Source organism: Staphylococcus sp. M0911 (assembly GCF_003491325.1).
Lineage (GTDB): Bacteria > Bacillota > Bacilli > Staphylococcales > Staphylococcaceae > Staphylococcus > Staphylococcus warneri_A.
Map to the genome: position 1 here is coordinate 1,524,140 of NZ_CP022881.1, position 24,506 is coordinate 1,548,645.

At 32.8% G+C, this 24,506-nt stretch carries 21 protein-coding genes; 1 reads left to right on the forward strand and 20 read right to left on the reverse strand.

All coding sequences use genetic code 11. From position 1 onward, the window contains the following. Window positions 1–201: 201 nt before the first annotated feature. From ssp1_RS07395 to ssp1_RS07460, 14 genes are all read right to left on the reverse strand, one after another. Window positions 202–1,875, reverse strand: a complete 1,674-nt coding sequence (locus ssp1_RS07395) for a glycerol-3-phosphate dehydrogenase/oxidase (RefSeq protein WP_002451262.1) — start codon at window positions 1,873–1,875, stop codon at window positions 202–204. A 172-nt stretch (window positions 1,876–2,047) separates the two neighbouring features. Beyond that, entirely contained in the window at window positions 2,048–3,547 is a 1,500-nt protein-coding gene (gene glpK, locus ssp1_RS07400; protein ID WP_049425252.1) for a glycerol kinase GlpK, read from the reverse strand. A gap of 144 nt (window positions 3,548–3,691) precedes the next feature. Next, complete coding sequence (locus ssp1_RS07405) at window positions 3,692–4,510, reverse strand: MIP/aquaporin family protein (protein ID WP_002451260.1); 819 nt, start codon at window positions 4,508–4,510, stop codon at window positions 3,692–3,694. 271 nt (window positions 4,511–4,781) lie between these two features. Next, on the reverse strand, window positions 4,782–5,315 hold the full coding sequence (locus tag ssp1_RS07410) for a glycerol-3-phosphate responsive antiterminator (RefSeq protein ID WP_002451259.1): 534 nt from the start codon (window positions 5,313–5,315) through the stop codon (window positions 4,782–4,784). A 14-nt stretch (window positions 5,316–5,329) separates the two neighbouring features. Then, on the reverse strand, window positions 5,330–7,279 hold the full coding sequence (gene mutL, locus ssp1_RS07415; protein WP_075777960.1) for a DNA mismatch repair endonuclease MutL: 1,950 nt from the start codon (window positions 7,277–7,279) through the stop codon (window positions 5,330–5,332). Window positions 7,280–7,290: 11 nt separating this feature from the next. Further along, window positions 7,291–9,906 (reverse strand): DNA mismatch repair protein MutS, encoded by a 2,616-nt coding sequence (gene mutS / locus ssp1_RS07420; protein WP_075777959.1) that lies wholly within the window; start codon window positions 9,904–9,906, stop codon window positions 7,291–7,293. 204 nt (window positions 9,907–10,110) lie between these two features. Further along, window positions 10,111–10,602 carry an energy coupling factor transporter S component ThiW gene (gene thiW, locus ssp1_RS07425; protein WP_075777958.1) on the reverse strand — a complete coding sequence of 164 codons (492 nt, stop codon included), beginning with the start codon at window positions 10,600–10,602 and terminating at the stop codon, window positions 10,111–10,113. Between the two features lie 21 nt (window positions 10,603–10,623). Further along, entirely contained in the window at window positions 10,624–10,989 is a 366-nt protein-coding gene (locus tag ssp1_RS07430; RefSeq protein ID WP_002451255.1) for a YlbF/YmcA family competence regulator, read from the reverse strand. Window positions 10,990–10,991: 2 nt separating this feature from the next. After that, window positions 10,992–12,536, reverse strand: a complete 1,545-nt coding sequence (gene miaB / locus ssp1_RS07435; protein WP_002451254.1) for a tRNA (N6-isopentenyl adenosine(37)-C2)-methylthiotransferase MiaB — start codon at window positions 12,534–12,536, stop codon at window positions 10,992–10,994. Window positions 12,537–12,796: 260 nt separating this feature from the next. Then, window positions 12,797–13,093: a thiamine-binding protein gene (locus ssp1_RS07440; RefSeq protein WP_075777957.1), complete on the reverse strand. Its 297-nt coding sequence runs from the start codon at window positions 13,091–13,093 to the stop codon at window positions 12,797–12,799. Between the two features lie 50 nt (window positions 13,094–13,143). Further along, window positions 13,144–13,773 (reverse strand): poly-gamma-glutamate hydrolase family protein, encoded by a 630-nt coding sequence (locus ssp1_RS07445; RefSeq protein ID WP_049425167.1) that lies wholly within the window; start codon window positions 13,771–13,773, stop codon window positions 13,144–13,146. A gap of 270 nt (window positions 13,774–14,043) precedes the next feature. Beyond that, entirely contained in the window at window positions 14,044–14,910 is an 867-nt protein-coding gene (locus ssp1_RS07450; RefSeq protein ID WP_002451251.1) for a 2-oxoacid:ferredoxin oxidoreductase subunit beta, read from the reverse strand. Further along, on the reverse strand, window positions 14,911–16,671 hold the full coding sequence (locus tag ssp1_RS07455; RefSeq protein WP_075777956.1) for a 2-oxoacid:acceptor oxidoreductase subunit alpha: 1,761 nt from the start codon (window positions 16,669–16,671) through the stop codon (window positions 14,911–14,913). It lies immediately after the preceding gene. 141 nt (window positions 16,672–16,812) lie between these two features. Next, window positions 16,813–17,607, reverse strand: coding sequence for a TIGR00282 family metallophosphoesterase (locus tag ssp1_RS07460; RefSeq protein WP_075777955.1), 795 nt, complete (start codon window positions 17,605–17,607; stop codon window positions 16,813–16,815). Window positions 17,608–17,769: 162 nt separating this feature from the next. Here ssp1_RS07460 and ssp1_RS07465 point away from each other — a divergent pair, with 162 nt between their 5' ends. Beyond that, on the forward strand, window positions 17,770–17,985 hold the full coding sequence (locus tag ssp1_RS07465; protein WP_002451248.1) for a hypothetical protein: 216 nt from the start codon (window positions 17,770–17,772) through the stop codon (window positions 17,983–17,985). A gap of 116 nt (window positions 17,986–18,101) precedes the next feature. Here ssp1_RS07465 and rny read toward each other — a convergent pair whose 3' ends face one another. The 6 genes from rny to ssp1_RS07495 all read right to left on the reverse strand — a co-directional run bounded on the left by rny (window position 18,102) and on the right by ssp1_RS07495 (window position 24,495). Beyond that, a complete protein-coding gene (gene rny / locus ssp1_RS07470) occupies window positions 18,102–19,661 on the reverse strand; it encodes a ribonuclease Y (protein ID WP_118828167.1) in 1,560 nt (519 codons plus the stop codon). Window positions 19,662–20,102: 441 nt separating this feature from the next. Further along, entirely contained in the window at window positions 20,103–21,149 is a 1,047-nt protein-coding gene (gene recA, locus ssp1_RS07475; protein WP_002451246.1) for a recombinase RecA, read from the reverse strand. A gap of 166 nt (window positions 21,150–21,315) precedes the next feature. Further along, entirely contained in the window at window positions 21,316–22,467 is a 1,152-nt protein-coding gene (locus ssp1_RS07480; RefSeq protein ID WP_075777954.1) for a CinA family nicotinamide mononucleotide deamidase-related protein, read from the reverse strand. Window positions 22,468–22,640: 173 nt separating this feature from the next. Then, a complete protein-coding gene (gene pgsA, locus ssp1_RS07485; RefSeq protein WP_002450528.1) occupies window positions 22,641–23,216 on the reverse strand; it encodes a CDP-diacylglycerol--glycerol-3-phosphate 3-phosphatidyltransferase in 576 nt (191 codons plus the stop codon). Between the two features lie 30 nt (window positions 23,217–23,246). Further along, window positions 23,247–23,639, reverse strand: a complete 393-nt coding sequence (locus ssp1_RS07490; RefSeq protein WP_002450529.1) for a helix-turn-helix domain-containing protein — start codon at window positions 23,637–23,639, stop codon at window positions 23,247–23,249. A 19-nt stretch (window positions 23,640–23,658) separates the two neighbouring features. Beyond that, the gene (locus ssp1_RS07495; RefSeq protein ID WP_002450530.1) at window positions 23,659–24,495 is read right to left on the reverse strand and encodes a YmfK family protein; all 837 of its coding nucleotides are present in this window, start codon (window positions 24,493–24,495) and stop codon (window positions 23,659–23,661) included. Window positions 24,496–24,506: the final 11 nt, after the last annotated feature.

Here is a 24,506-nt window from a genome sequence, read left to right on the forward strand (position 1 = left end):
TTTATTAATATAAACATACATATTATATTCAATATACCTTTTGATAACATCGGAATCAAATTGTATGCATATTTAGTTAACAATTCACATTCAGATGTACTTTTTGTCTTATAAGCATGTATGACAAATATAACATTTCATATAAAAAAACTACTAACATTGAGATAAAACTCAATGCTAGTAGTTTGAAATTGATTTAAATTATTCTTTAACTGCTGGTTGGTTATTACCAGATTGTGCTTCATCAATCGCTTTATTTACTTCATCAGTATAGGCTTGTTTTTGACCTTCACTATATTGAAGCATATCTGCTAATACATCGATAACTGCATCTTTATATTGTAGTACATCATCAATATTAAAGTATAATTTACCTGATCTACGTACAAGGAAGTCAGTTGGTTTAAATACCATTTCTTGTTGGATACCATAGATTAATTCTACATAAATTTCTAATGGTAATTGACTAGTATGATATTGCGCAGTTTGAGCAATGTTGAATAAATCATCAACATTTGAACCGTATTTACTTGCTAAACGGTATGCTACATCTTCATCAATACCAAAACCTTTAGCAGCGTCTACTTTTTGTTTAACAAAGTGGTCAAAGTTTTTACTACCACCAACGTCACCACCAGAAATTTTCAATTCTTTAGTCGCACATGGTTTGAATGTTAAACCATATTCTTTTTTAAGACGTTTAGCTAATAAATCAACAATTTCTAATGCCATATGACGGTATCCTGTTAATTTACCACCCGCGATTGTTAATAAGCCTGATTCGCCTTCCCATACTTCGTCTTTACGAGAGATTTCTGAAGGGTCTTTTCCTTCTTCTAAAATTAACGGACGTACACCAGCCCATGTAGATTCGATGTCTTCATCTTTTACATCAACTGTTGGGAACATGTAATTAATCGCATCAATTAAATAATCTCTATCTTCTTGCGTTGTTAATGGTGTTGCTTTTTCATTATCATAGAATGTATCAGTTGTACCTACATATGCTTTACCTTCTCTAGGAATCGCAAAAATCATTCGACCATCTTTTTCTGTATCAAAGTAAACTGCTTGTTGTAATGGGAATTTAGATTGATCGATTACAACGTGAACACCTTTTGTTAAACGTAATTGTTTGTTATTACGTGCATAGTCACCGCTTCTTACTTCATCTACCCAAGGTCCTGAAGCATTGATTACTTTCTTAGCTTTGATAGGATACGTTTCATTATCAATCATATCTACAACTTCAATACCGTTTACTTTTTTATTTGAATCATAAGTAAAGTGTTCTGATTTTGTATAGTTAATGATTTCAGCACCTTTTTCGGCTGCTTTTTTCATCACTTCAATAGTTAATCTTGCATCATCTGTACGGTATTCAACATAATAACCGCCACCTTTTAGTCCATCTTGTTTCACTAAAGGTTCTTTATTAATTGTATCTTGTTTAGAAAGCATTTTTTTACGTTCAGATTTTTTAACACCTGCTAAACGATCATACATTGTTAAACCAATAGCCGTTGTAAATTTACCAAATGTACCACCTTTATGCATAGGTAATAACATCCATTCAGGTGTTGTTACATGTGGACCATTTTCATATACAATCGCACGTTCTTTACCAGTTTCAGCTACAACGCCTACTTGTAGTTGTTTTAAATAACGTAAACCACCATGTACTAATTTTGTAGAACGTGAACTTGTTCCTTGTGCGAAGTCTTGCATTTCTACTAAAGCAACTTTCATGCCACGGTTACTAGCATCTAATGCAATACCTGCACCTGTAATTCCGCCACCAATAATAACAACGTCATACTCTTCATTCTTTAAATTTCTCTTAATGTGATCCCTTTTTAGTGTTGATAAACCCATAATTCAACGCCTCCTATTTAGTATAAAAAAAGAGAGACTTATCCCACAATTACCATTTAATTGTACGAATAAATCTCTCATTTCTCGATTTCCTTATTAACTTGCTTCAAGTATAACATAAATAAGAAAATCTAGTCTATCTCGAGCTTACAATTTATTGATTTGCTAAAGACTAATCTTCTAATTTAAATACTTGTGTAGCTTCTACAGCTTTTTTCCAACCTTTATAAAGCTTAGTGCGTTGTTCTTCTTCCATTTTTGGTTCGAATTCTTCTTCAAGTTTCCATCTGTTAGCAATGTCATCTTTACTTTCCCAGAATCCAACTGCTAAACCTGCTAAGTATGCAGCACCAAGTGCAGTTGTTTCTTGAATTTCAGGTCTTTCTACAGGTGTATTAACAATATCTGCTTGGAATTGCATGATAAAGTTATTTTTAACTGCGCCACCATCAACTCGTAAGTTTTGAACTTCGATACCTGAATCTTTTGACATTGCTTCCATTACATCGCGAGTTTGATAGCATAGTGACTCTAATGTTGCACGAATGAAGTGTTCTTTTTCAGTACCACGAGTTAATCCAAAGATAGCGCCTCTAGCTTCAGAATCCCAGTAAGGTGTTCCTAATCCAACAAATGCTGGTACAACGTATACACCTTCAGTTGAGTCTACTCTAGTCGCATAGTTTTCAGTTTGTGGTGCTGAATTAATCATTCTTAATCCATCACGTAACCACTGAATAGCTGAACCTGAAACAAAGATAGAACCTTCTAAAGCATAGTTTACTTTACCATCAATACCATATGCGATAGTTGTTAATAATCCGCTGTCAGATTTAACTGCTTCTTCACCAGTGTTCATTAACATGAATCCACCAGTACCGTAAGTATTTTTCACGTCACCTTTGTCGAAACATGCTTGACCAAATAAGGCAGCTTGTTGGTCACCAGCGATACCTGCGATTGGTACATTTTGACCAAAGAAATGATAATCAACTGTATGTGCATAAACTTCACTTGATGGCTTCACTTCAGGTAGCATACTTTCAGGTACTTCTAAAATATCTAATAATTCTTTATCCCATTTTAAGTCATGGATATTGAACATTAATGTACGACTTGCGTTTGTATAGTCTGTGATATGTGCTTCTTTACCAGATAATTTCCATACTAACCAAGAATCAATTGTACCAAATAGTAAATCGCCATTATCTGCTTTTTCACGTGCACCTTCAACATTATCTAAAATCCATTTGACTTTTGTTCCTGCAAAATATGGGTCTAATAATAAACCAGTTTTGTCACGGAACAATGCTTCATGACCTTGGTCTTTCAATTCTTGGCAAATACTTTGCGTTTGACGAGATTGCCATACAATTGCATGGTAAATTGGTCGACCGGTATTTTTATCCCAAACAACTGTTGTCTCACGTTGGTTTGTAATACCAATACCTTCGATTTGTTCTGCTCTAATGTTATGTTCGTTCATGACCTCTGCCATCACAGATAGTACTGACGTCCAAATTTCATTCGCATCATGCTCTACCCATCCTGATTGTGGGAAATGTTGTTTAAATTCTCTTTGTGCTACACCTTTAATTTCGCCATCTTTATTGAATAGAATAGCTCTTGAACTTGTTGTTCCTTGGTCTATTGATAAAATGTATTTTTCCATAGGTATTTGACTCCTTTTGATGTCTTCAATATTATTTAAAGTATTTTAATGATAATTACTTATATCATATATCAACACATCATGTTAATTTATATGCAATTTTTTAATAACAAACACTAAAATTGTGATATTTTCTTATGTTGATTAATAGATTGACTCAATATCATTACTTTTAGAAGTTCTATTTAAAATCACACCTAATACTAATGTAATGATAACTAAAATAATACCAACTACACAACTTACATTAAATGTTTGTTTATAAAATACTTCATAAATGACTGCGCCTAGCATACCTCCAGCAATAGGACCTAGTACAGGTACAATCGCATATGACCAGTTTGAACCGCCTTTACCAGCAATTGGTAAAATGGCATGCGCGATACGAGGACCTAAGTCACGGGCAGGGTTAATTGCATAACCTGTTGTACCACCTAAACTTAACCCGATTGCAATAATTAAAGCACCGACAATTAATGGATTTAAACCATCAGCAATTTTATTTACACCGATGAATAAAATACCTAAAGTTAAAGCTGTTGTACCAATAATCTCACTTAAAAAGTTTGCGAAATAATTTTTAATTGCAGGGGCTGTTGAGAACACGCCTAATTTTGTAGCTTGATCTTCTGTTGCTTTCCAATGTGGTAAATACATTAACCATACTAAGGCACCACCAACGATACCTCCAAGCATTTGGCAAACGATATATCCTGGAACTTGCGCCCAACTAAATCCACCATCCATGGCTAATGCAATTGAAACTGCTGGATTTAAATGTGCACCTGAAAATTTACCAACTGCAAATGCACCCATTGCAACGGCTAGACCCCATCCTGTAGCGATAACAATCCAGTCAGCGTTATTACCAGCACTACGTTTTAAATTAACGTTAGCACAAACGCCGCCACCGAAAAGTATAAGGATGGCCGTACCTAAAAACTCTGCTAAATAAGCATTCATATAACTATTCCTCCCAAAATAGATAGGGAGACCCCTACAACGTTATAAAGCTGCAGAAATCTCCCCTTCTCTGTTCTAATATTAACTTTTAATAACTTGGTTATATATTACAGTTATATTGTAAGCGTTGTCAATATTTTTGTTATAAATTTGTCAAATTTATTTCATTTCAATCCTCATTACTCAACTCATTTTTGATATATAAAAAGGAATCAGCGACTCAACAGTTCGACTGATTCCTACACTTATTCATAGAGATATTATTCTATTGTTACCATAATTTTTGATTGCTTGTTGTAATATATTCTGCACCATTATTTATGGCCTCTTCTACTTCAGATACTTCACTAATCAATCCACCTGCAATCACAGATGTATCAGTCTCTTCTTGAATACATCTTACTGCTTTGTGTGCAATACCCGGTAGCACTTCAACGAAATCTGGTTGTACCTTTTGGATTAATTCAATACTCCGACTTAAAGCCTGACTATCTATAATAAACACTCTAAAGATAGTTAGCGTATTTAGCGACTTTGCTTTTTTAATCACTTTAGTCTTTGTTGAAACGATGCCTTTAGGTTTATATTGTTGAATAATATATTCACAAGAATATTCGTCATGACTTAACCCTTTAATTAAATCAATATGGATATAACATTCAATACCTTTATTTTTCAAAAGATCTAATATACTTTTAAGATGACCGATATGCATATCCAACAGTACACATGATTTATATTCGGTTTTAATGAGCTTATCTAAATCTTTCATATTTCTAATTGCCGGGAGTATATTTTCTTTCAAATGATTGCTCCTCTCTACATTACACGTTTAAATAATTTTTCTAATTCGTAATTCGAAAAGTTAATGATAATGGGTCTTCCGTGCGGGCATGTAAATGGATCTTCCATTTCACGCAATTGATCAATTAAATCTGCCATCTCATTATTTTTAAGATAATGATTAGCTTTAATCGACTTTTTACAAGACATCATTATTGCTGCATCTTCACGCATTTTTTTCACATCAATTTTTTTATTTTCTAATACGAGTTCTATCATATCTTTGATGATCTCTTCCGCTTCTGCTTTTGGAAACCAAACTGGATAACTATTAACAATATAATCATGTCCACCGAAATGTTCAAGGTGTACGCCTACTCTGTCTAATTCTTCTTGATACTGATCTATAATGAACTGTTCATCTTTTGAGAAATGAAATGTCATTGGAATTAACAAGTTTTGAACTTCATTTGTTACTTCCCCAATCTTTTCTCTAAAATACTCGTATTTAATACGTTCTTGAGCAGCATGCTGATCAATCATAAACATGCCATTTTCGTTTTGAGCAATGATATATGTGCCATGAACTTGTCCGACAACTTCCATATATGGTACACGTCGACGTGTTGAAGCACTTACTGTACCTTTAATGTCATTTTCATTTTGATTTTCTTCTTGTTCTAGAGTCTCATATTGATTATCTAATTCATTTAAAATATCTTTTTGATTATTGAAGTAATAATCATCATGATTACGGTTAATATATTGAGAGTCATTAAACAATGTACTTTCATTGTCTTCGTTCACTTGTGAAATATTTTGATTCTCAACTTTATCTAATTTGGTTGCACTTAAATCTTCTTGTCTCTCATCTTCAGATGATTGTGGACGATTTTGGACTTCATTTTGTTTACGTTCAAAGTCTAACTTTTGTTGTTCAAAGCTATTGAGCACTTTATTTTTCTTTGGATGATGATCTAAGTCATTTTTAGGAATAAGGATTTTATCTTTAAATGCTTCTCGTATTTTTTCTACTATCAAATCATATAGTTGTTCTTCTTTAGATAATCTCACTTCAAGTTTAGTAGGATGTACATTGACATCTACTAATATAGGATCCATTTGTATATTGATATAACAAATAGGATATCGACCAATAGTTAGTAACGTATGGTAACCTTCTACAATGGCTTTATTCAAAACGAAATTTTTAATATATCTACCATTAATAAATATAGAAATATAATGTTTGTTACTTCTTGAATGTTCAGGTCTAGCTACATATCCTTCTAGATGGTAATCACTTGTATCACCTGTGATATGTACGAGATCTTTTGCCACTTTCATGCCATATATTTCTGCCATTACTTCATTTGTTTTCCCAGAACCATTCGTTTTGAGTAGTGTCTTGCCATCAGAAACAAGAGATATTCTTATATCAGGATGACTCATTGCCATACGGTTAACTATATCAGTGATTTTTCCTAGCTCTGTATAGAGACTTTTAATATATTTTAATCTAGCCGGCGTATTGTAAAATAATGATTCTACTAGGATATCCGTGCCTTTTTTCGCTTTAGCTGGTTTTTGGTTAATAATTTCACCATTCTCAGCATATATTTCATGTCCACTTTCATTATCTGTACATGTACGTAACGTTACTTTCGATACTGAAGAGATACTGGCTAAGGCTTCGCCGCGAAATCCTAATGTTCTAATATGAAATAGATCATCATCTGCATCTAATTTACTTGTCGCATGTCGATGAAATACCAAACTTAAATCATCAGCTTCTATTCCAGTACCGTTGTCTACTACACGTATTGATGCAACACCAGATTGTTCTACTTCAATATTTATTTCAGTTGATTGGGCATCGATGGCATTTTCCAGTAATTCTTTAACAACCGAACTAGGTCTTTCGACTACTTCGCCAGCTGCAATTTTATTAGCTAAGGAGGTTTGTAGTTCTTTAATTTTTCCCATTTACAACACCTCTATTTTAATTGATTTTGTAATTCGTTTAATTTTATCAATGCTTCGATTGGAGTCATGTTTGATAAGTTTAATGATTTGATGTGCGCTTCAATTTCGCTTTGTTGTGTTTCCGATTCAAATAAGTTAAATGCGGCTTGTTCAAATGATGCTTCTTTCTCATCACACTTGTCATGATTTGCCTTTTTATTAGGTGCCTTAGTTTCATCAGCTTGATATGATTCAGTTTGAACGATCTGAGGTTCAGGACTATCAGATTTTTGTTCAAAATCATTCAAAATAACTTGTGCTCTTTGAATGACTTCATCAGGTAAATCAGCAAGTTTCGCTACTTGAATACCATAACTATCATCAACCGCACCATCTTTAACTTTGTGTAAGAAGATGAGCTCTCCTTTATATTCATTAGCCGCTACGTGCACATTTTTTAAACATGGTAATAGCTGATCTAATGTCGTCAGTTCATGATAGTGTGTTGAGAATAGCGTTTTAGCATGTGAGGTTTGTGCGACATACTCTATCATCGCTTGTGCTAACGCTAAACCATCATACGTTGACGTTCCTCTTCCTATCTCATCGAAAATAATCAAACTATCCTCAGTAGCATAGGTTAATGCTTTTTGAGCTTCTAACATTTCTACCATAAATGTACTTTTACCTGAAACTAAATCATCTGCAGCGCCAATACGAGTAAAAATCTGATCAAAGATTGGCAATGTCGCAGATTCGCAAGGTACATACGCACCCATTTGAGCCATTATACTAATAATTGCAATTTGTCTCATATAAGTCGATTTACCAGACATATTAGGGCCCGTTATCAGATAAATAAATGTGTCATTATCTAAAGCACAATCATTAGGTACGTAATCATTATAATCCATGACACGTTCAACAACTGGATGTCTAGAATTTTTTAATTTTAATGTTTTATCATCACTAAAATGTGGTCGAACATAATTATATTTTTGAGCTATTTCTGCGAAACTTTGTAAACAATCCAGTTCCGATATGATTTTAGCTTGTTTTTGAAGTCTCTCGGTATATTCTTTAATATGTTCTCTTAATTTGACAAATAATTGATATTCTAACTCTATTGCTTTGTCTTCGGCACCTAAAATAATATCTTCTTTTTCTTTTAACTCATCTGTTATAAAGCGCTCAGCATTAGATAATGTTTGTTTACGATTATATCCAAACTGTGATGGATCAAAGCCTTGTAAGTTGGCACGAGTAATTTCGATAAAGTAGCCAAATACTTTATTAAAACTTATTTTTAATGATTTAATGCCTGTACGTTCTCTTTCTTTGGCTTGTAATTCAGCAAGCCAAGATTTACCATTACGTGAAGCTTCTAAATATTCATCTAATTGGTGATTAAATCCTGATTTAAATAGGCCACCATCTTTGACTGAAATAGGTGGTTCTTCAACCAAACTATTCTCTAATACTTCGAGTAAGTCATCAAGCGGTTCGAGTGCATCAAATTGCGTAATCGTATCGCTATCTAATTGACTTAATAATTGCTTTATATTAGGTATTTCACTAATTGAATGTTTAAGTTGAATTAAATCGCGTGCATTTACATTTCCGTAACTTACACGACCTACTAATCTTTCTATGTCATATACTTGATTCAAATAGTTTCTCAATGTATCTCGTTCAATAAAATGATTGATAAACTCATCAACGATATTTAATCGTTCTTCGATTTGTTGTTTATATATTAACGGACGGTCTATCCATTGTTTCAGTCGTCTTGCACCCATTGGCGTCTTGGTTTCATCCATCAACCATAGAAGTGTCCCTTTTTTAGATTTCAATCTAATGCTTTCTGTTAATTCTAAATTTCTTTTAGCATAGAAATCCATCTTCATAAAATCAATAGCAGCATATTGTTGGACATCTTCTAAGTGTGATAAATCTCTTTTTTGTGTATGTTGTATATAATCTAACAATAATTGCGTTGATTGTTGCATGTGCTGATGTTCGATGTTATTCACTTCAAAATATTGATTTGAAATCTCATCTCGAACTGTTATGGTTTCGGTAATCATATTAATTTGTCGTTGCATATTCTCAGATAAAGGTTCACAAATAACTATTTCATTGGGATTGATAGTCGTGATTTCATTTAATAATGTAGCTTCATCTTCAAAATGTGTAGTTTTCAATTCACCTGTTGAAATATCACAATAACTTAATGCATATTCATGAGGAGATTGTATAAAACTTAAGATATAGTTATTTTGCTTTTCATCCACGCCACCTTGATCCATAACTGTCCCTGGCGTTACGATTCGAACAACTTCTCTTTTAACCATACCTTTAGTTTGTTTTGGGTCTTCCATCTGTTCGCAAATCGCTACTTTATACCCGTTATTAATTAGCGTCTCTATATAACTATCTGCTGAGTGATATGGAACGCCACACATAGGTATAGGATTATCTTTTTTGGCATCTCTTTTTGTTAGCGTAATCTCTAATACTCTTGATGCTTCTTTAGCATCATCGAAGAACATTTCATAAAAGTCTCCAAGTCTAAAGAATAACAAGCAGTCATCATATTCTGATTTGATTTTTAAATATTGTTGCATCATTGGTGTCACATTTGACATAAAGTTCTTCACAACCCTTATTTTATAGTCTTTTTATTAATATGGTTCAATAAATTTATGTAATTTTTTACGTATTATTTAACTCATCTATTTTAACATATACAATCACATCTAGCCCATTATCTAAAATGAAGCATAAAAAATACGCATAATCCCATGTGCTAAATCATTACAGTTACACATTGGACTATACGTACTCAATCATTATTTTTGAAAACGATCTAAGAGGCCTCGTCTTTTTAATATTATTAATAACACATAACTAATAGCTGCACCGATAATACTAGATACAATGAAAGTAGTCATAAGCGGTTTTACAAAGAAGTTTTGTAAGTTAAGTATCCATGCTAATGGAATACAGATCAAACTGCCTATAATACCCGTGCCTAAAACCTCACCTACTGCAGCCATAAAAATATGTTTACGATACATGTAAAATAAACTAGCCAATAACACACCGATCATACTGCCTGGAAATGCAAATACACTTCCTGTACCAAATGTTACGCGTAAAATGGATGATATTAAAGCCTGAGCTAATCCATACCAAGGCCCTACAAAAACTGCACAAAGTACATTAACTAAGTGTTGCATAGGTGCTGCTTTGATTGGACCAAGTGGGATGACAATGATACTGCTTAAGATGACATTAATCGCTATTAATAACGCTGTTATGGTTAATTTTCTAATATTCAATGCATTGTCTCCTTATCCAATTTATTTATCGTGGTAGTTCTCATTATGCTCATTTAAGCGATTTTCCATTGTATTAATCATCATTTGTAATAAATCATTAGCTTCGTACTGTGATGCACGGAATTCTTCAACAATCGGCAATTCATTGATTTCATTTTCTAACTGATGTATTTGATTCTCTGACTGGTGAAATGCCGTTTCCTTACCATAATTTTGTAAGTTAACTGATTGCTTCTGTTGCTTTTTTAATTGATTCATTTTATTTTCAATCGCTTTATTATTATGAATTTGTGATTCAATTGATTGATATTCTTTGATCATTTCTAAGTTTTTAATCTTCTGCGCTAATTGATCTGCATTAGAAAGTATTTGTGTTTTGTTATACATTATTATTGCATCACCAATTCTCTTTGATGTTCTCCTATAAAGGTACCATTTAAAGAATATTGTTTAGCTTCATCAATCTTAACATCTACTAGCTTGCCAACCATTTCTTTTGGTGCTTTAAAATTGACTAATTTATTTTTTGAAGTATAACCCGCTAAAACAGAATCATCTTTTTTACTTGAGCCTTCACATAACACTGTGACAATTTCATTTTCATATTGGCTCATAGCTTTTTGAGAGTACTCTCCGACTTTTTTATTTAAGCGTTGTAGACGTTCTTTTTTAACTTCTGTAGGTACGTTGTCTTTCATTTTCGCAGCTGGTGTACCATCTCTTTGAGAATATAAATACGTGTAGGCATGTTCAAATCCTACTTCATCATATAAAGTTAAAGTATCCTCAAATTGTTCTTCAGTTTCATTAGGATAACCAACAATAATATCCGTCGTTAAGGCAATATTAGGAATGGCTTCTTTTATGCGAGATACTAAATCTAAATAACTTTCTCTCGTATATTTTCTTCCCATAATTTTTAATACTGCGTTATTACCTGATTGTACTGGTAAATGGATATGCGGAACAATATTACCTCCATTAGCAATTACTTCAATCATACGATCTGTAAAGTCCCATGGATGGCTAGTTGTAAATCTTACTCTCGGAATATCAATTTTAGAAATATCTTCTAGTAAATCGCCTAATCCATAGTCTAGTCCTTCAATATCTTTACCATAAGAATTAACATTTTGACCTAATAATGTAATTTCTTGATAACCTTCTCTAGCCAACTCTCTTACTTCATCAATAATGTCTTCTGGTCTACGACTACGTTCTTTACCTCTAGTAAATGGCACGATGCAATATGTACAGAACTTATCGCAACCATACATAATATTTACCCATGCTTTTATATGACCATCACGTACTTTAGGAAGATTTTCAATAACATCTCCTTCTTTAGACCATACTTCAACAACCATTGCTTTTGATAAGTAGGCTTCTTCTAATATTTCTGGTAGACGATGGATATTGTGTGTACCGAAAATCATATCAACGTTTTGGTATGATTTTAATATTTTGTTTACAACTGATTCTTCTTGAGACATACACCCGCATACCCCAATTAAACAATCAGGTCTTTCCTTTTTTAAATGTTTCAAGTTACCGATTTCACTAAACACTTTATTTTCTGCATTCTCACGAATTGCACAAGTATTGATTAAAATGACATCAGCAGTGTTAATATCAGTCGTTGCACTATAACCTAAAGCTTCTAAAATCCCCGCCATAACTTCAGTATCATGTGCATTCATTTGACACCCGTATGTTTTTATTAAAAATGTACGTTCTTTACCCATGCCACGATATTTTTCATCTATTTGAAAGTCTCTATTGTATTCAACTTCTTGTTTCCCACGCTTTTTAGCTTCTTTTAAATTAGGTGGTTGATACACATGTTCAAAATATTTGCTATAATCTTTTTCTTCTTTACGATTACGTTCTGCTAAAATATCTATCGTACCAGCTTTTCTCTGCTCTTCATTCACTATTAAAAATCCTTTCTATATGCCCATATATCATTTCTACATTATATTAAATTTAATACAAAAGTGCAAAAAGCGTCATCATTCAATCATACAAAAAAGGCTAAGACCAAAGCCACTAGCATGATTATCAATACGAAAAATTGACGAAGAAAATCTCTTTTCTATCTATATCAAAATGACTAGCTTTTGGTCCTGCCTCATTTATGCACTATGATTTTAAAATTTATCATTTGTTAGAATATGCTTTAGATATTATTATTTTACCTTGCATCATATTTTCCAGTTAATGTTTCTATTTCTATACCTTCTGGCACATGATAAAACTTAACTTGACTTATTATACTTGGACACTCTAATTCAACCATTCGTTGATTTAATTTTTGTATTAAAATTAAACATTCATTCATGTCTCCTTGGACTGTTGTCTCGAGAGGCCCTACGCGATAATGTAAACCAGATTGATCAATGATTTTAATTGCTTCATCAACATATGGAATAACATCCTCATTTTTTGGTGTTTTCGGTATAATTTGAATACTCATTAGTGTATCGATCATTTTATGCACCTCAATTTATATAATATATCGTTCTATATGATTACTTATATTCAACTCTCATTTTCTACTTTATCAAGTGCTGTTGCAAGTGCATTAGCAAAATCATATAAAAAATCATCCCAATTATTTTTATCTTCTCTACTTTTACGACCAATTTTTCCATCTTTAAAAAATTGCTTTCTTAAAGATTTCGTCAATTCAAGTTGAACGCCACCCTTAATACGAGTTTGATTCACAATATTCTCTTTTTGCTTACCAGACATTGTAGAAGGCGCATGCTCCACATTCACACCAATTTTATCAAGTTCTGATGTGATAAGTTCAATTAACGCTTCATCTTTCCCACCGATGTAAGCGACTGATTCATGTCCAGTACATCCATGTATTGAAATAGCTCTTTTACTTTTTTGAGTCAATTGACAAGCCGTATCATTATCGTAGTGTATAGATGTCACATGTAATTCATTATTACCTTTACTTCTATCCCCTTTAAACGTAAAAAAATTATAATCATTGGTTTGTGCAGTGACTAATGCTAATTCACTAGTTGCAGGTTCAATACCACCGCCATGAATAGCTAGAATAGTAACATCATGATGATTATCTATGGATTCGATATGCCAATCTTTATCTTCATTAGTATATTTTTGTAATTCATTCATCGTACTATATTTATCCATACCTATACCTCCTCAGTTAATCCTTGTTATTCTATTCCACCATCTTTATATTTTTAATTCTAATTTACAAAATCATTATAATACTAACAAATTTATAAAAACGAAAATGCCCTTTTCAATTTCAAAAATTGGAGTGTTTCAATAATAAAAATATTTTTATAAAATCAAGGATGTGTAGTTAAATAAATATTTCTTATGATTTGAATATTTAAGTCACATATAAAATTAACCTGAGCCATCTTTATTGTGCCTCAGGTTAATTCATTAAAGTTATACAAATTGTTTTGTTAAATCATTAAATGTTTCTTCAGAAATGTGAATATCTTTTTTAGCTAATGCTTCGCCTTCCATTTCTTCAATTTGTGATTCATATGAAGGTGTTTCTGTATCTTGGTAAACAATACCTTTAACTAGTGATTCATGTTCCAACACAGTTTGAATGGCTAGTTGTTTATTAGTTGGATCATAATTTTCAATATCGTCAATACTAATTAAGTTTTCTTTAAACCAGTCATAAGTATTAATTTTATTATAAGTCACACATGGTGAAAACACATTTACAAATGAAAAGCCATCATGATTGATAGCGTCTTCAATTAATTTCGTTAGTGCTTTGATATCACTTGAAAAACCTTGTGCTACAAATGTTGCGCCTGATGATAATGCCAATTCTAGAGGTGCTACATTTTTCTCGATATTACCTTTTGGTGTTGATTTAGTCACAAAGCCTACAGCAGATGAAGGTGATGTTTGCCCTTTTGTCAATCCGTAAATTTGATTATCCATGACAATATATGTCATATTCATATTTCTACGTAAAGCGTGAATTGTATGACCCATACCAATAGCATATCCATCACCATCTCCACCTGAAGCGATAACAGTTAAATCTTTATTAGCCATTTTTACGCCTTGTGCAAGTGGTAATGCACGACCATGTATCGCATGAACCCCATATGCATTTATATAACCAGATAATCTACCTGAACAACCAATTCCTGTAATGAGTGCAACTTCCTCAGGTTCTAGTCCTACATTTGCTGCTGCTTTTTGTATAGCCGCTTGAACAGAGAAATCGCCACACCCAGGACACCAGTTTGGCTTAACATTATTTCTAAAATCTTTAAATGTAGCCAATTAGACCAACTCCTTTAATTCTTTGGCAACTTCTAAACCTTTATCTTCAATTTCATGTGGTAAGAATGGTGTGCCATCATATTTCGTTTGATTCACCAATTTATCTTGAATATTAACATTCATTTTAATTATACTTGCTAATTGTCCTTGATAGTTATGTTCTGCAATAACTACTTTTTGAGCTTTATCAATTGCATTTTGAATCGTTTCTGTAGGGAAAGGATGCAATTGTCTAATTTGTAATGTATTAACAGCAACATTTTGATTGTTTAAACGTTCTGCCCCTTCTTGAATTGCCCCTTTACTAGAAATGAATCCAATATATAAAATATCTGCTTGTTCATGATTTTCAGTAAGTTCTACAGGTTTTTCTATTAGAAGATTTTTCGTTTTTCTCATACGTTTATCCATTTGTTGTTGACGATTTGTAGCAGCTTCACTTGTCTTACCTTCTTCGTTATGTTCAACACCAGTTATATGATGAATACCACCTTTTGTTCCTGGAATAGGTCTAGGTGAAATACCACTACCTGTTAATGCATATCTTCGGAAGTAAGATTTATCATCTTCTTCTCGTTCTATATCAGATTGGATTAGTTCACCACGTTTAATTTGAATTTTATTATAATCTAGGTTTTTAACGGTTTGTTTACCTAATGATAATTGTAAATCACTTAAGATAATTACAGGACATTGGTATTCTTCTGCTAAGTTAAATGCTTCCATCGTTAAATAAAATGCATCTTCTGCATCAGTAGGTGCAACAACAATTTTAGGAATATCGCCATGTGTGCCATAAATCATTTGCATTAAGTCAGCTTGTTCTTGCTTTGTTGGTAAACCAGTTGATGGACCACCACGTTGTGTATTAATCACAACAAATGGCGTTTCAGTCATACCTGATAAGCCTATCGATTCCATCATTAATGACAATCCTGGACCTGCACTAGCTGTAAAACCTCTAACTCCTGCATAATTTGCACCAATAGACATCGTTGCAGCTGCGATTTCATCTTCAGTCTGAACTACTGTTCCGCCTACTTTAGGTAAATTAGCAATCATATACTCCATAATTTCTGACGCAGGTGTAATTGGATATGCAGCCATAAATCTAGAGCCTGCTGAAATAGCACCTAATCCGATAGCATCATTCCCAATCATATAAAGATGTGGTGCTTCATTACTTTCTTGTAATTCAAAGTCACCATTGATATCGGCTAATTGTTCTTTCATTAGTTGATAGCCTTGATTTAATGCTTGAATATTCATTTCAACAACTTTGTCACCTTTTTTAGTGAACATATTAGTAATTAAATCTTCAAATGTAGATGTATCTAAATGCATTAATGCTGATGTAGCACCGATTGCCACCATATTTTTCATTAATGCAGTGCCTAATTCTTTTGCAGTACTTGTAAACGGTAAGTCTATAAGTTGTGCCTGACAATTTTCAGGTTTAACTGGTTTCGCCTTTGAATCAGCAATAATGATGCTATCTTCGCGCATTTCATGATGATTAACTTCAATAGTCTCTTGGTCAAATGCAATTAAAATATCTAAATCATCACTTATTGCATGTACTGGAGATGTAGACACTCGAATTTTATTGTTTGTGTGCCCACCTTTGATACGGCTTGAAAAGTGTCTATAACCATATAGGAAATAACCTTTTCTATTCATTGCAGTCGCAAAGATTTCACCAGTTGATTCAATACCTTCACCTTGTTGTCCGCCCACTTTCCATGATATTTGTGATTTCATATCATAAGCCTCCTGTGGTTTTAATTCATATTAAATGATAACAAAAAGAACCACTGTATTACTATGTAAACAGTGGCGTGTTTTTAAATTCATACTAATGGACGATAACTAATTGTAACTGTTATGTCACATGTCATTGCACTATAATTTCATAGGATTATCGTCATTAATCAGTATTCTTTCAATGTTAGTCGTTTTACCATTCTTATCTATATCAATGATAACACCAGATAACACGCTTCGACCATTGTCAGGAACTACATGACGTTGAGGTAAACTTGTAATAAATCGTTCTATCACTTCATCTCTATTAATACCTAATATGCCATCGTAAAATCCTGTCATACCAACATCAGTAATATATCCAGTTCCACTAGGTAAGATACGATTATCTGAAGTTTGGATATGAGTATGTGTACCAACTACCGCACTAACTCGACCATCTAAATACCACCCCATAGCATTTTTTTCTGATGTCGTTTCAGCATGAAAGTCTACAAAAATATAAGGTGTCACATTTTGTGCTTCTTTAACAAGTTCATCAGCCTTTTTAAATGGATCATCTATATCTTGCATAAAAGCTCTACCTTGTAGATTAATAATCGCTAACTTAATATCATTAATTTGAATAATGCGCATACCCACGCCAGGTGCTTCGCTCGGGAAGTTAGCTGGTCTGACCATTCTTTTAGCTTCATCGATAAATTCATAAATTTCACGTTGACCATATGTATGATTACCCATTGTCATAAAATCAATGCCTTCACGAAGTAATTGCTTATATATTTTTTCTGTCAGTCCTTTACCGTGTGCTGCATTTTCTGCATTTACAATGGAAACGGTAGGACGATATTCTTGTTTTAACTTAGGTAAATATGTTGAAATCGCATTTCTTCCAATCTTACCAACGATATCTCCTATAAATAATATTCTCATGTCATGTTCATCCTCTCATACAAATAAGTTTAATAGATAGATAATTTTATTTAAAGTACTCTTTGAAAATTATTTATTTGAGTAATAACTGTCTTTGCTTTTTTATCAACATATATTATGTTAGTATATGTTTATCAAAAGTTTAGGAGTTGTAAATAATAAATGTCTATTAATATCGATCCTGAAAAATTTGCAGAATTAGTAGTAAGTGCTAACCCATCTAAATCAGAAGATGTGGAAGATATCGCAAAAGATAGCTTAAAATTATATATCAATGCATATCGCTTAGCTGAAAGATACGCTAACATCGCTACTAACTGTTATGACACAGCTGAAATTATCCAAGAATTGAAAAAAACAGATTTACAATTAAAATAAACAATTTTAATACTAACATAATATGAAAAAGTGATTATTGATTTGATGTAAATCAATAATCACTTTTTTTAACATAAAAACCCCCAATCACCTTTACGATGATCAGGGGTAAGAAATTATTTAGCATATTCTACTGCTCTAGTCTCTCGAACAACTGTCACTTTGATATGACCTGGATATTGTAATTCATCCTCAATTTGAGTTTTAATATCTCTAGCCAATCGATATGATTTTAAATCATCTATTTCTTCAGGAGATACTACCACACGGATTTCTCTTCCTGCTTGAATTGCGAATGCTTTTTCAACACCATCATAACTTTCAGAAAGTGTTTCTAAACGCTCTAAACGACGAATATAATTTTCTAATGTTTCTTTACGAGCGCCAGGACGTGCTGCTGATAATGCATCAGCTGCTGCAACTAAAATTGAGATAATAGATGTTGGTTCAACATCACCATGATGAGAATGAATAGCATTAATGATTGTTTCATTTTCACCATATTTTTTCGCTAATTCAACACCTATTTCTACGTGACTACCTTCGACTTCATGATCTATTGCTTTACCAACGTCATGAAGTAAGCCAGCACGTTTCGCTAAAGTAACATCTTCACCTAGTTCGGCTGCTAACATTCCTGATAAATGTGCTACCTCAATTGAATGTTTAAGCACATTTTGTCCATAACTTGTACGGTAATTTAAACGGCCAAGTATTTTAACTAAGTCAGGATGCATGTTATGAACATTGATTTCGAATGTTGCTTGTTCACCAGCATCTCTAATGATATCGTCTACTTCTTTTCTAGCTTTTTCGACCATATCTTCAATGCGTCCAGGATGGATTCTTCCATCTGAAACTAGATTAACTAAAGCTGTTCTAGCGATTTCTCTTCTGATAGGATCAAAACCAGATAAAATGACAGCTTCTGGAGTATCATCGATAATTAAATCGATTCCCGTAAGTGTTTCAAGTGTTCGAATATTTCTTCCTTCACGTCCGATTATTCGACCTTTCATTTCATCATTTGGCAAGTTTACAACTGATACGGTTGACTCAGTTGTATGATCTGCTGCTAATCTTTGTACTGTAGTAGCTAACAATTCTTTTGCGGTTTTATCTACTTTTTCTTTAGCTTCTCTTTCTTTTTCCTTAACAAGTATTGCAATATCTTGTGACAGTTCTTCTTCAACTCGTTGAAGTTGCTCATTTACAGCTTCTTCTTGAGTGAGACCGGAGATGCGTTCTAATTCTTGTTCATGCTTCATTATTAATGTTTGAACACTACTCTCTTTTGCATCTACTTGTTGTTGTCTTTCTTCAATTTTTGATTCTTTTTGCTCTAAAATCTCATCTTTTTTATCCAATAGATCAGATTTTCGCTCTAAGTTCTCTTCTTTTTGAAGAAGTCGGGTTTCTTGTTTTTGTAATTCACCACGTCTTTCACGTAGTTCATTTTCAGTTTGTTCTCTTAAAACTTGGTTTTCTTCTTTTGCTTCAAGCAATTTTTCTTTCTTAGTGTTGTCTGCTTCTTTGTGTGCTTGATTAACAATGTCATCGGCAGTTTGTCTAGCCTGAACTTGTTTTTGATGCAATAAATTTCGGGCAACAACATACCCTACAACAACGCCTAGAATTATACCCAGCAAAATGAGTAGGAGGCCTAATAAATTCACATAAACACCTCCTTTATCTAGGGTTTGCTCTGTATATCAAAATCAATATGATTATATGAAATTATATAAGAATCATACATACTAATTGTACGGTTTTACACTTATAAGTGTCAAGATATCAATTTGAACTTATCAGTATCATAAATGTATTAAATACTTATATTACAAGATTTAATTTTTAACTTTTAGTTTTCTATATAAATAAAAAAAGAGGTGAAGACATAAAGTTTTTATACTCTGGGTAACCGATAAACAGCATCCCAATAGCAGGATTTATCTGCAGTATTCGTTAGTTTTCTAATTGAAAACTAATGATTACTGCCTGTTGAACAAGAAACTCACACGATTCAACAAAATTTTAATAGCAATTTTGTTCATCAATCAGTTCTGCTCATATCCTAAATACTTATGTCTTGACCTCTTCCAATACATTAATTTATTTTACTCTTCATCAAATAATGACTTCGGAGCGTCTTCTTCTTTTTCTTCTACGTCACCATCAAAAATACCGAGCTTTTCACGTAGTTTTTGATCAATTTCATCTTTAATTTGAGGATTTTCTTTAAGGTAAGTTTTAACGTTTTCTTTACCTTGTCCCATTCTTTCCCCATTATAAGAATACCAAGCACCAGATTTATCAACGATTTCATTTTCAACACCAAGATCAATCAGTTCGCCTTCTTTAGAGATACCTTGACCATACATAATATCAACTTCGGCAACTCTAAATGGTGGTGCAACTTTGTTTTTAACTACTTTAATCTTAGTTCTATTACCAACAATCTCTTGTCCTTGCTTCAATTGTTCGGCACGACGAACTTCTAATCGAACAGAACTATAGAATTTCAATGCTCTTCCACCTGGTGTTGTTTCTGGATTACCGAACATTACACCTACTTTTTCACGAATTTGGTTAATGAAGATAGCAGTCGTATTTGATTTAGAAATAGCACCAGAGAGTTTACGTAATGCTTGAGACATTAATCTCGCTTGTAAACCAACATGTGTATCTCCCATTTCACCTTCAATTTCAGCTTTAGGTGTTAATGCAGCTACTGAATCGACTACTACGATATCCACTGCACCACTACGAACAAAAGCTTCAGCAATCTCTAAACCTTGTTCCCCATGGTCAGGTTGTGATAAGTATAAGTTATCAATATCTACGCCTAATGCTTGAGCATAAACAGGATCTAAAGCATGCTCAGCATCAATAAATGCAGCAACGCCACCATTTTTTTGTGTTTCTGCAATGGCATGTAATGCAACTGTAGTTTTACCAGAACTTTCTGGTCCATATATTTCAATAATTCTTCCTTTAGGATAGCCACCTACACCTAATGCGTTATCTAATGTAACTGAACCACTTGATGTACTTGAAACTCTGCGACCTTTATTATCGCCTAATTTCATTACTGCACCTTTACCAAATGATTTTTCCATATTTTTTATTACTGTATCGAGAGCTTTTTGACGTTCGTTATCCAAAGCGAGACCTCCTAAATTGAGAATGTTTTCTGTTTAATATCTTAATTCATACTATACAAGCTTTTAAATAAAATTACAAGCATTTTGCGAATATTTGTTCGCGTTATTCCAAGATTTAATTATACAAAAACGAACAAACGTGCTATTAATTTAAACGGTAATTGATTTATTTCGATTGTTCTAACCATTTTAATAATCTAATTAGTGCATAATTTTGACTTCTGCTTCTAAGTAAATTTCTGTTCTGAGACATTTTAAATGACTCAATTTCCAATTCTTCTCCGACAAGTTTTCCTAAATAAACTTCATTTTCATCGTGCAATAATGCCATACCCATTTCTACATTAAATAAATCTCGGACGTATTTAGCACTCTCATATAATTGTTCATTTATATTTAATTCGCTATCAACAAATTGCGAAGAATGTGGTAATGCACCTTTTAATAGTTGTCTATCATCTACATTTTTCAATCGTGTATATAATGCACCATTAGTGACGCCGTCATATATTGCAAATGAAGTGTCCATACATTCCATCACTGATTCTTCTATACTGATATCATCAGATCCAAAGTAGTAATTACCAATTCGACTCAAAATTTCGTTTTTCATCGGTTGGATTAGTTTCTGACATTCTTCTTCAGTTTCAGCGTTTGCAGTTAATCTGATATATACTTCATGTGTTCCTGCAAGTGGCGCAATAGTAGGATTAGTTTGTTGGTCGATTAAATCCATTAAGATAGTTTCAACTTTGGACTCACCTATTCCCGCAAATTTAAGTTGTTCTGAGAAGATGACGTTATCGTCATCTAAAATATAGGGTAACAACTCATTTTTCGCCATTGGTTGCATTTCTTTAGGCGGTCCTGGTAATAATACTACCTGTTTATCTTCAATTTCCACTAACATACCAGGAGCCATACCATTCTTATTTGGTAGTACAGTAGCTCCCTCAATAACAAGCGCTTGTTGTTTATTGTTTGGCGTCATAACTTGTCCCTGGTCTGCAAAATAACTTTCTATATATTGTAAAGATGGTTGATCTATAACTAATTCTTTATTTAATACTTTGGCAACTGTATGCTTTGTAAGATCGTCTTTAGTTGGACCTAACCCACCTGTTAGTACAATCATGTCAAATCGCATTAGTCCTTGTCGTATGATGTACTCTAAGCGTTCAGGATTATCTCCAATAACAGTATGTTCGACAACGTTTTTACCTACTCCGTTTAGTAATTTGGATAAATACTGACCGTTTGTATTAGCTATTTGACCTAATAGTAACTCTGACCCTACTGCAATTATTGAAATATTCATAACATATTTCTCCCCTTTTAATACTTGAATGTAAGTAATATCACTATTATAAACGTTTAAAAAATTAAAATCTAAGAATGAGAATTACTCAGTTATTAGACACTTCAAATCATTCTTCAAGTCCAAAATAAAAAACGAGTTGAAATTAAATGTCATTTCAACTCGCTAAAATATTAATGTTTAAATACATCTCTGCCTTTATAAAAGTATTCAATACCAGATAAAATAGTAAAGAAAACACCGATATATAATAACACCTGTCCAATCGGGAATCCAATCCAAGTTGCTAAAGGATCACCTAATAAAATCCAAATAATGGCAACCATAGTAACTGCTGTTTTGATTTTACCTAATTGACCGGCTGCACTTACAAAACCTTGTTCAATTTGTAATAATCTAAGTCCAGTTACTGCAAATTCTCTAGCAATAATGATAATAGCAACAATAGAATTGGTTAAATCAAGTTGTACCATCACAATTAATGCACTAGCAACCAATAACTTATCAGCTAATGGATCTAAAAATTTCCCCATGTTTGTAACTAATTGCCATTTACGAGCCAAATAGCCATCTGCGAAATCACTTAATGATGCAATGATAAAGATCAAACCACTTATTAAAAGCTCTATTTTAATATCATATCCACCTAGGAATGATACTTTTCCAAAACCAAAATTGACTAATGCAAATAAGATAAATACTGGTATAAGTACAACTCTAAATACCGTTATCTGATTTGGTATATTCATTTAAAATCCTCATTTCTAATACTTTTTTATCTAAAATAATAGTACTGCAATAATCCACAACATAAGTGTAACCAAGATAACTAATCCAATAATGACTACTACTTGTAAAGATTCTTTCGACTTTCTTCTATAAGGAGGTGCTTCTTTATTAGCGAATGAATGAATCGCATCATCTAATTGAATACGATTGTCCGGTATTTCATCTTGATGAACTTCAATTAAATGATTAGGCTCGATATTCACAACACTGGCATATTTTCTAATAAAACCTTCAGTATAATTACTGTTAGGTAATTGATTAAATTCATTATTTTCAATTTGTTCTAAAGTATGACGTTTAAGTTGTGTACGTTGCTCTAATTCATTAAGAGTCATACCTAATCTTTCACGTCTACTCTTTAAAACTTCACCTATTGTATTCAAAACGATGCCTCCTTAAATACTATTCAAAGAATCCAAATCCTCCACCAAACGGGTCACCAAAGTCTAAATTATTTTTACTTTTAGTTTGAACCGTTTGTCTTTTCATCTCTTCATATTGAATTTCTTGATTTTTATTTTCGCGTAATTCTATGATGTAATCAAAATCATCCATACTATAATCACATGCCTCTACAAATAAATCAGGATGTTCTACTACTTTGACTGAAGGAAGTGTCATGATTTCTCTTACTAAATCTTGATGTTTCATATTAGATTCACGTGCTGTAACAGCACCATCAATAATATACACATGATTCGAATCATATTCACCTTTAATTAACGAACTTCTAACTGTTTGTTTAATTAAGGTTGAACTAATAAATAACCAACGTTTGTGTGCACAGACGCTACCAGCAACAATTGATTCAGTCTTTCCGACTCTAGGCATACCACGAATTCCTATTAATTTATGACCTTCTTCTTTAAATAATTCTGCTAAGAAATCCACTAATAATCCTAGGTCTTCACGTTCAAAACGAAATGTTTTTTTATCATCTGCATCTTGCTCTATGTAACGACCATGTCGGACAGCTAATCTATCTCGTAATTCTGGTATACGTAATTTAGTAATATCAATTTCATTAATTTCTTTAACTATTTGTTCAAATCGTTCTACTTTTTCTAGTTTATCGGTTTTAATTAATAAGCCACGCTTACCTTGGTCAACACCATTAATCGTTACAATACTAATTCCTAACATACCTAATAAACTTGAAACATCACCTAACAAACCGGCACGGTTCATAGTAATCTCATATTCGAGATACCATTCTTTTCTTCTCTCTGCCACTGACACCAATACCCACC

Excerpts from the sequence above, each read along its gene's own strand:
- glpK (WP_049425252.1), bottom strand. The coding sequence starts at position 3,547 with ATGGAAAAATACATTTTATCAATAGACCAAGGAACAACAAGTTCAAGA.
- ssp1_RS07405 (WP_002451260.1), bottom strand. The coding sequence starts at position 4,510 with ATGAATGCTTATTTAGCAGAGTTTTTAGGTACGGCCATCCTTATACTT.
- ssp1_RS07465 (WP_002451248.1), top strand. The coding sequence starts at position 17,770 with ATGTCTATTAATATCGATCCTGAAAAATTTGCAGAATTAGTAGTAAGT.
- ssp1_RS07455 (WP_075777956.1), bottom strand. The coding sequence starts at position 16,671 with ATGAAATCACAAATATCATGGAAAGTGGGCGGACAACAAGGTGAAGGT.
- ssp1_RS07430 (WP_002451255.1), bottom strand. The coding sequence starts at position 10,989 with ATGTATAACAAAACACAAATACTTTCTAATGCAGATCAATTAGCGCAG.
- ssp1_RS07480 (WP_075777954.1), bottom strand. The coding sequence starts at position 22,467 with ATGAATATTTCAATAATTGCAGTAGGGTCAGAGTTACTATTAGGTCAA.
- ssp1_RS07460 (WP_075777955.1), bottom strand. The coding sequence starts at position 17,607 with ATGAGAATATTATTTATAGGAGATATCGTTGGTAAGATTGGAAGAAAT.
- pgsA (WP_002450528.1), bottom strand. The coding sequence starts at position 23,216 with ATGAATATACCAAATCAGATAACGGTATTTAGAGTTGTACTTATACCA.
- ssp1_RS07395 (WP_002451262.1), bottom strand. The coding sequence starts at position 1,875 with ATGGGTTTATCAACACTAAAAAGGGATCACATTAAGAGAAATTTAAAG.
- ssp1_RS07445 (WP_049425167.1), bottom strand. The coding sequence starts at position 13,773 with ATGGATAAATATAGTACGATGAATGAATTACAAAAATATACTAATGAA.
- ssp1_RS07440 (WP_075777957.1), bottom strand. The coding sequence starts at position 13,093 with ATGATCGATACACTAATGAGTATTCAAATTATACCGAAAACACCAAAA.
- mutS (WP_075777959.1), bottom strand. The coding sequence starts at position 9,906 with ATGTCAAATGTGACACCAATGATGCAACAATATTTAAAAATCAAATCA.
- mutL (WP_075777960.1), bottom strand. The coding sequence starts at position 7,279 with ATGGGAAAAATTAAAGAACTACAAACCTCCTTAGCTAATAAAATTGCA.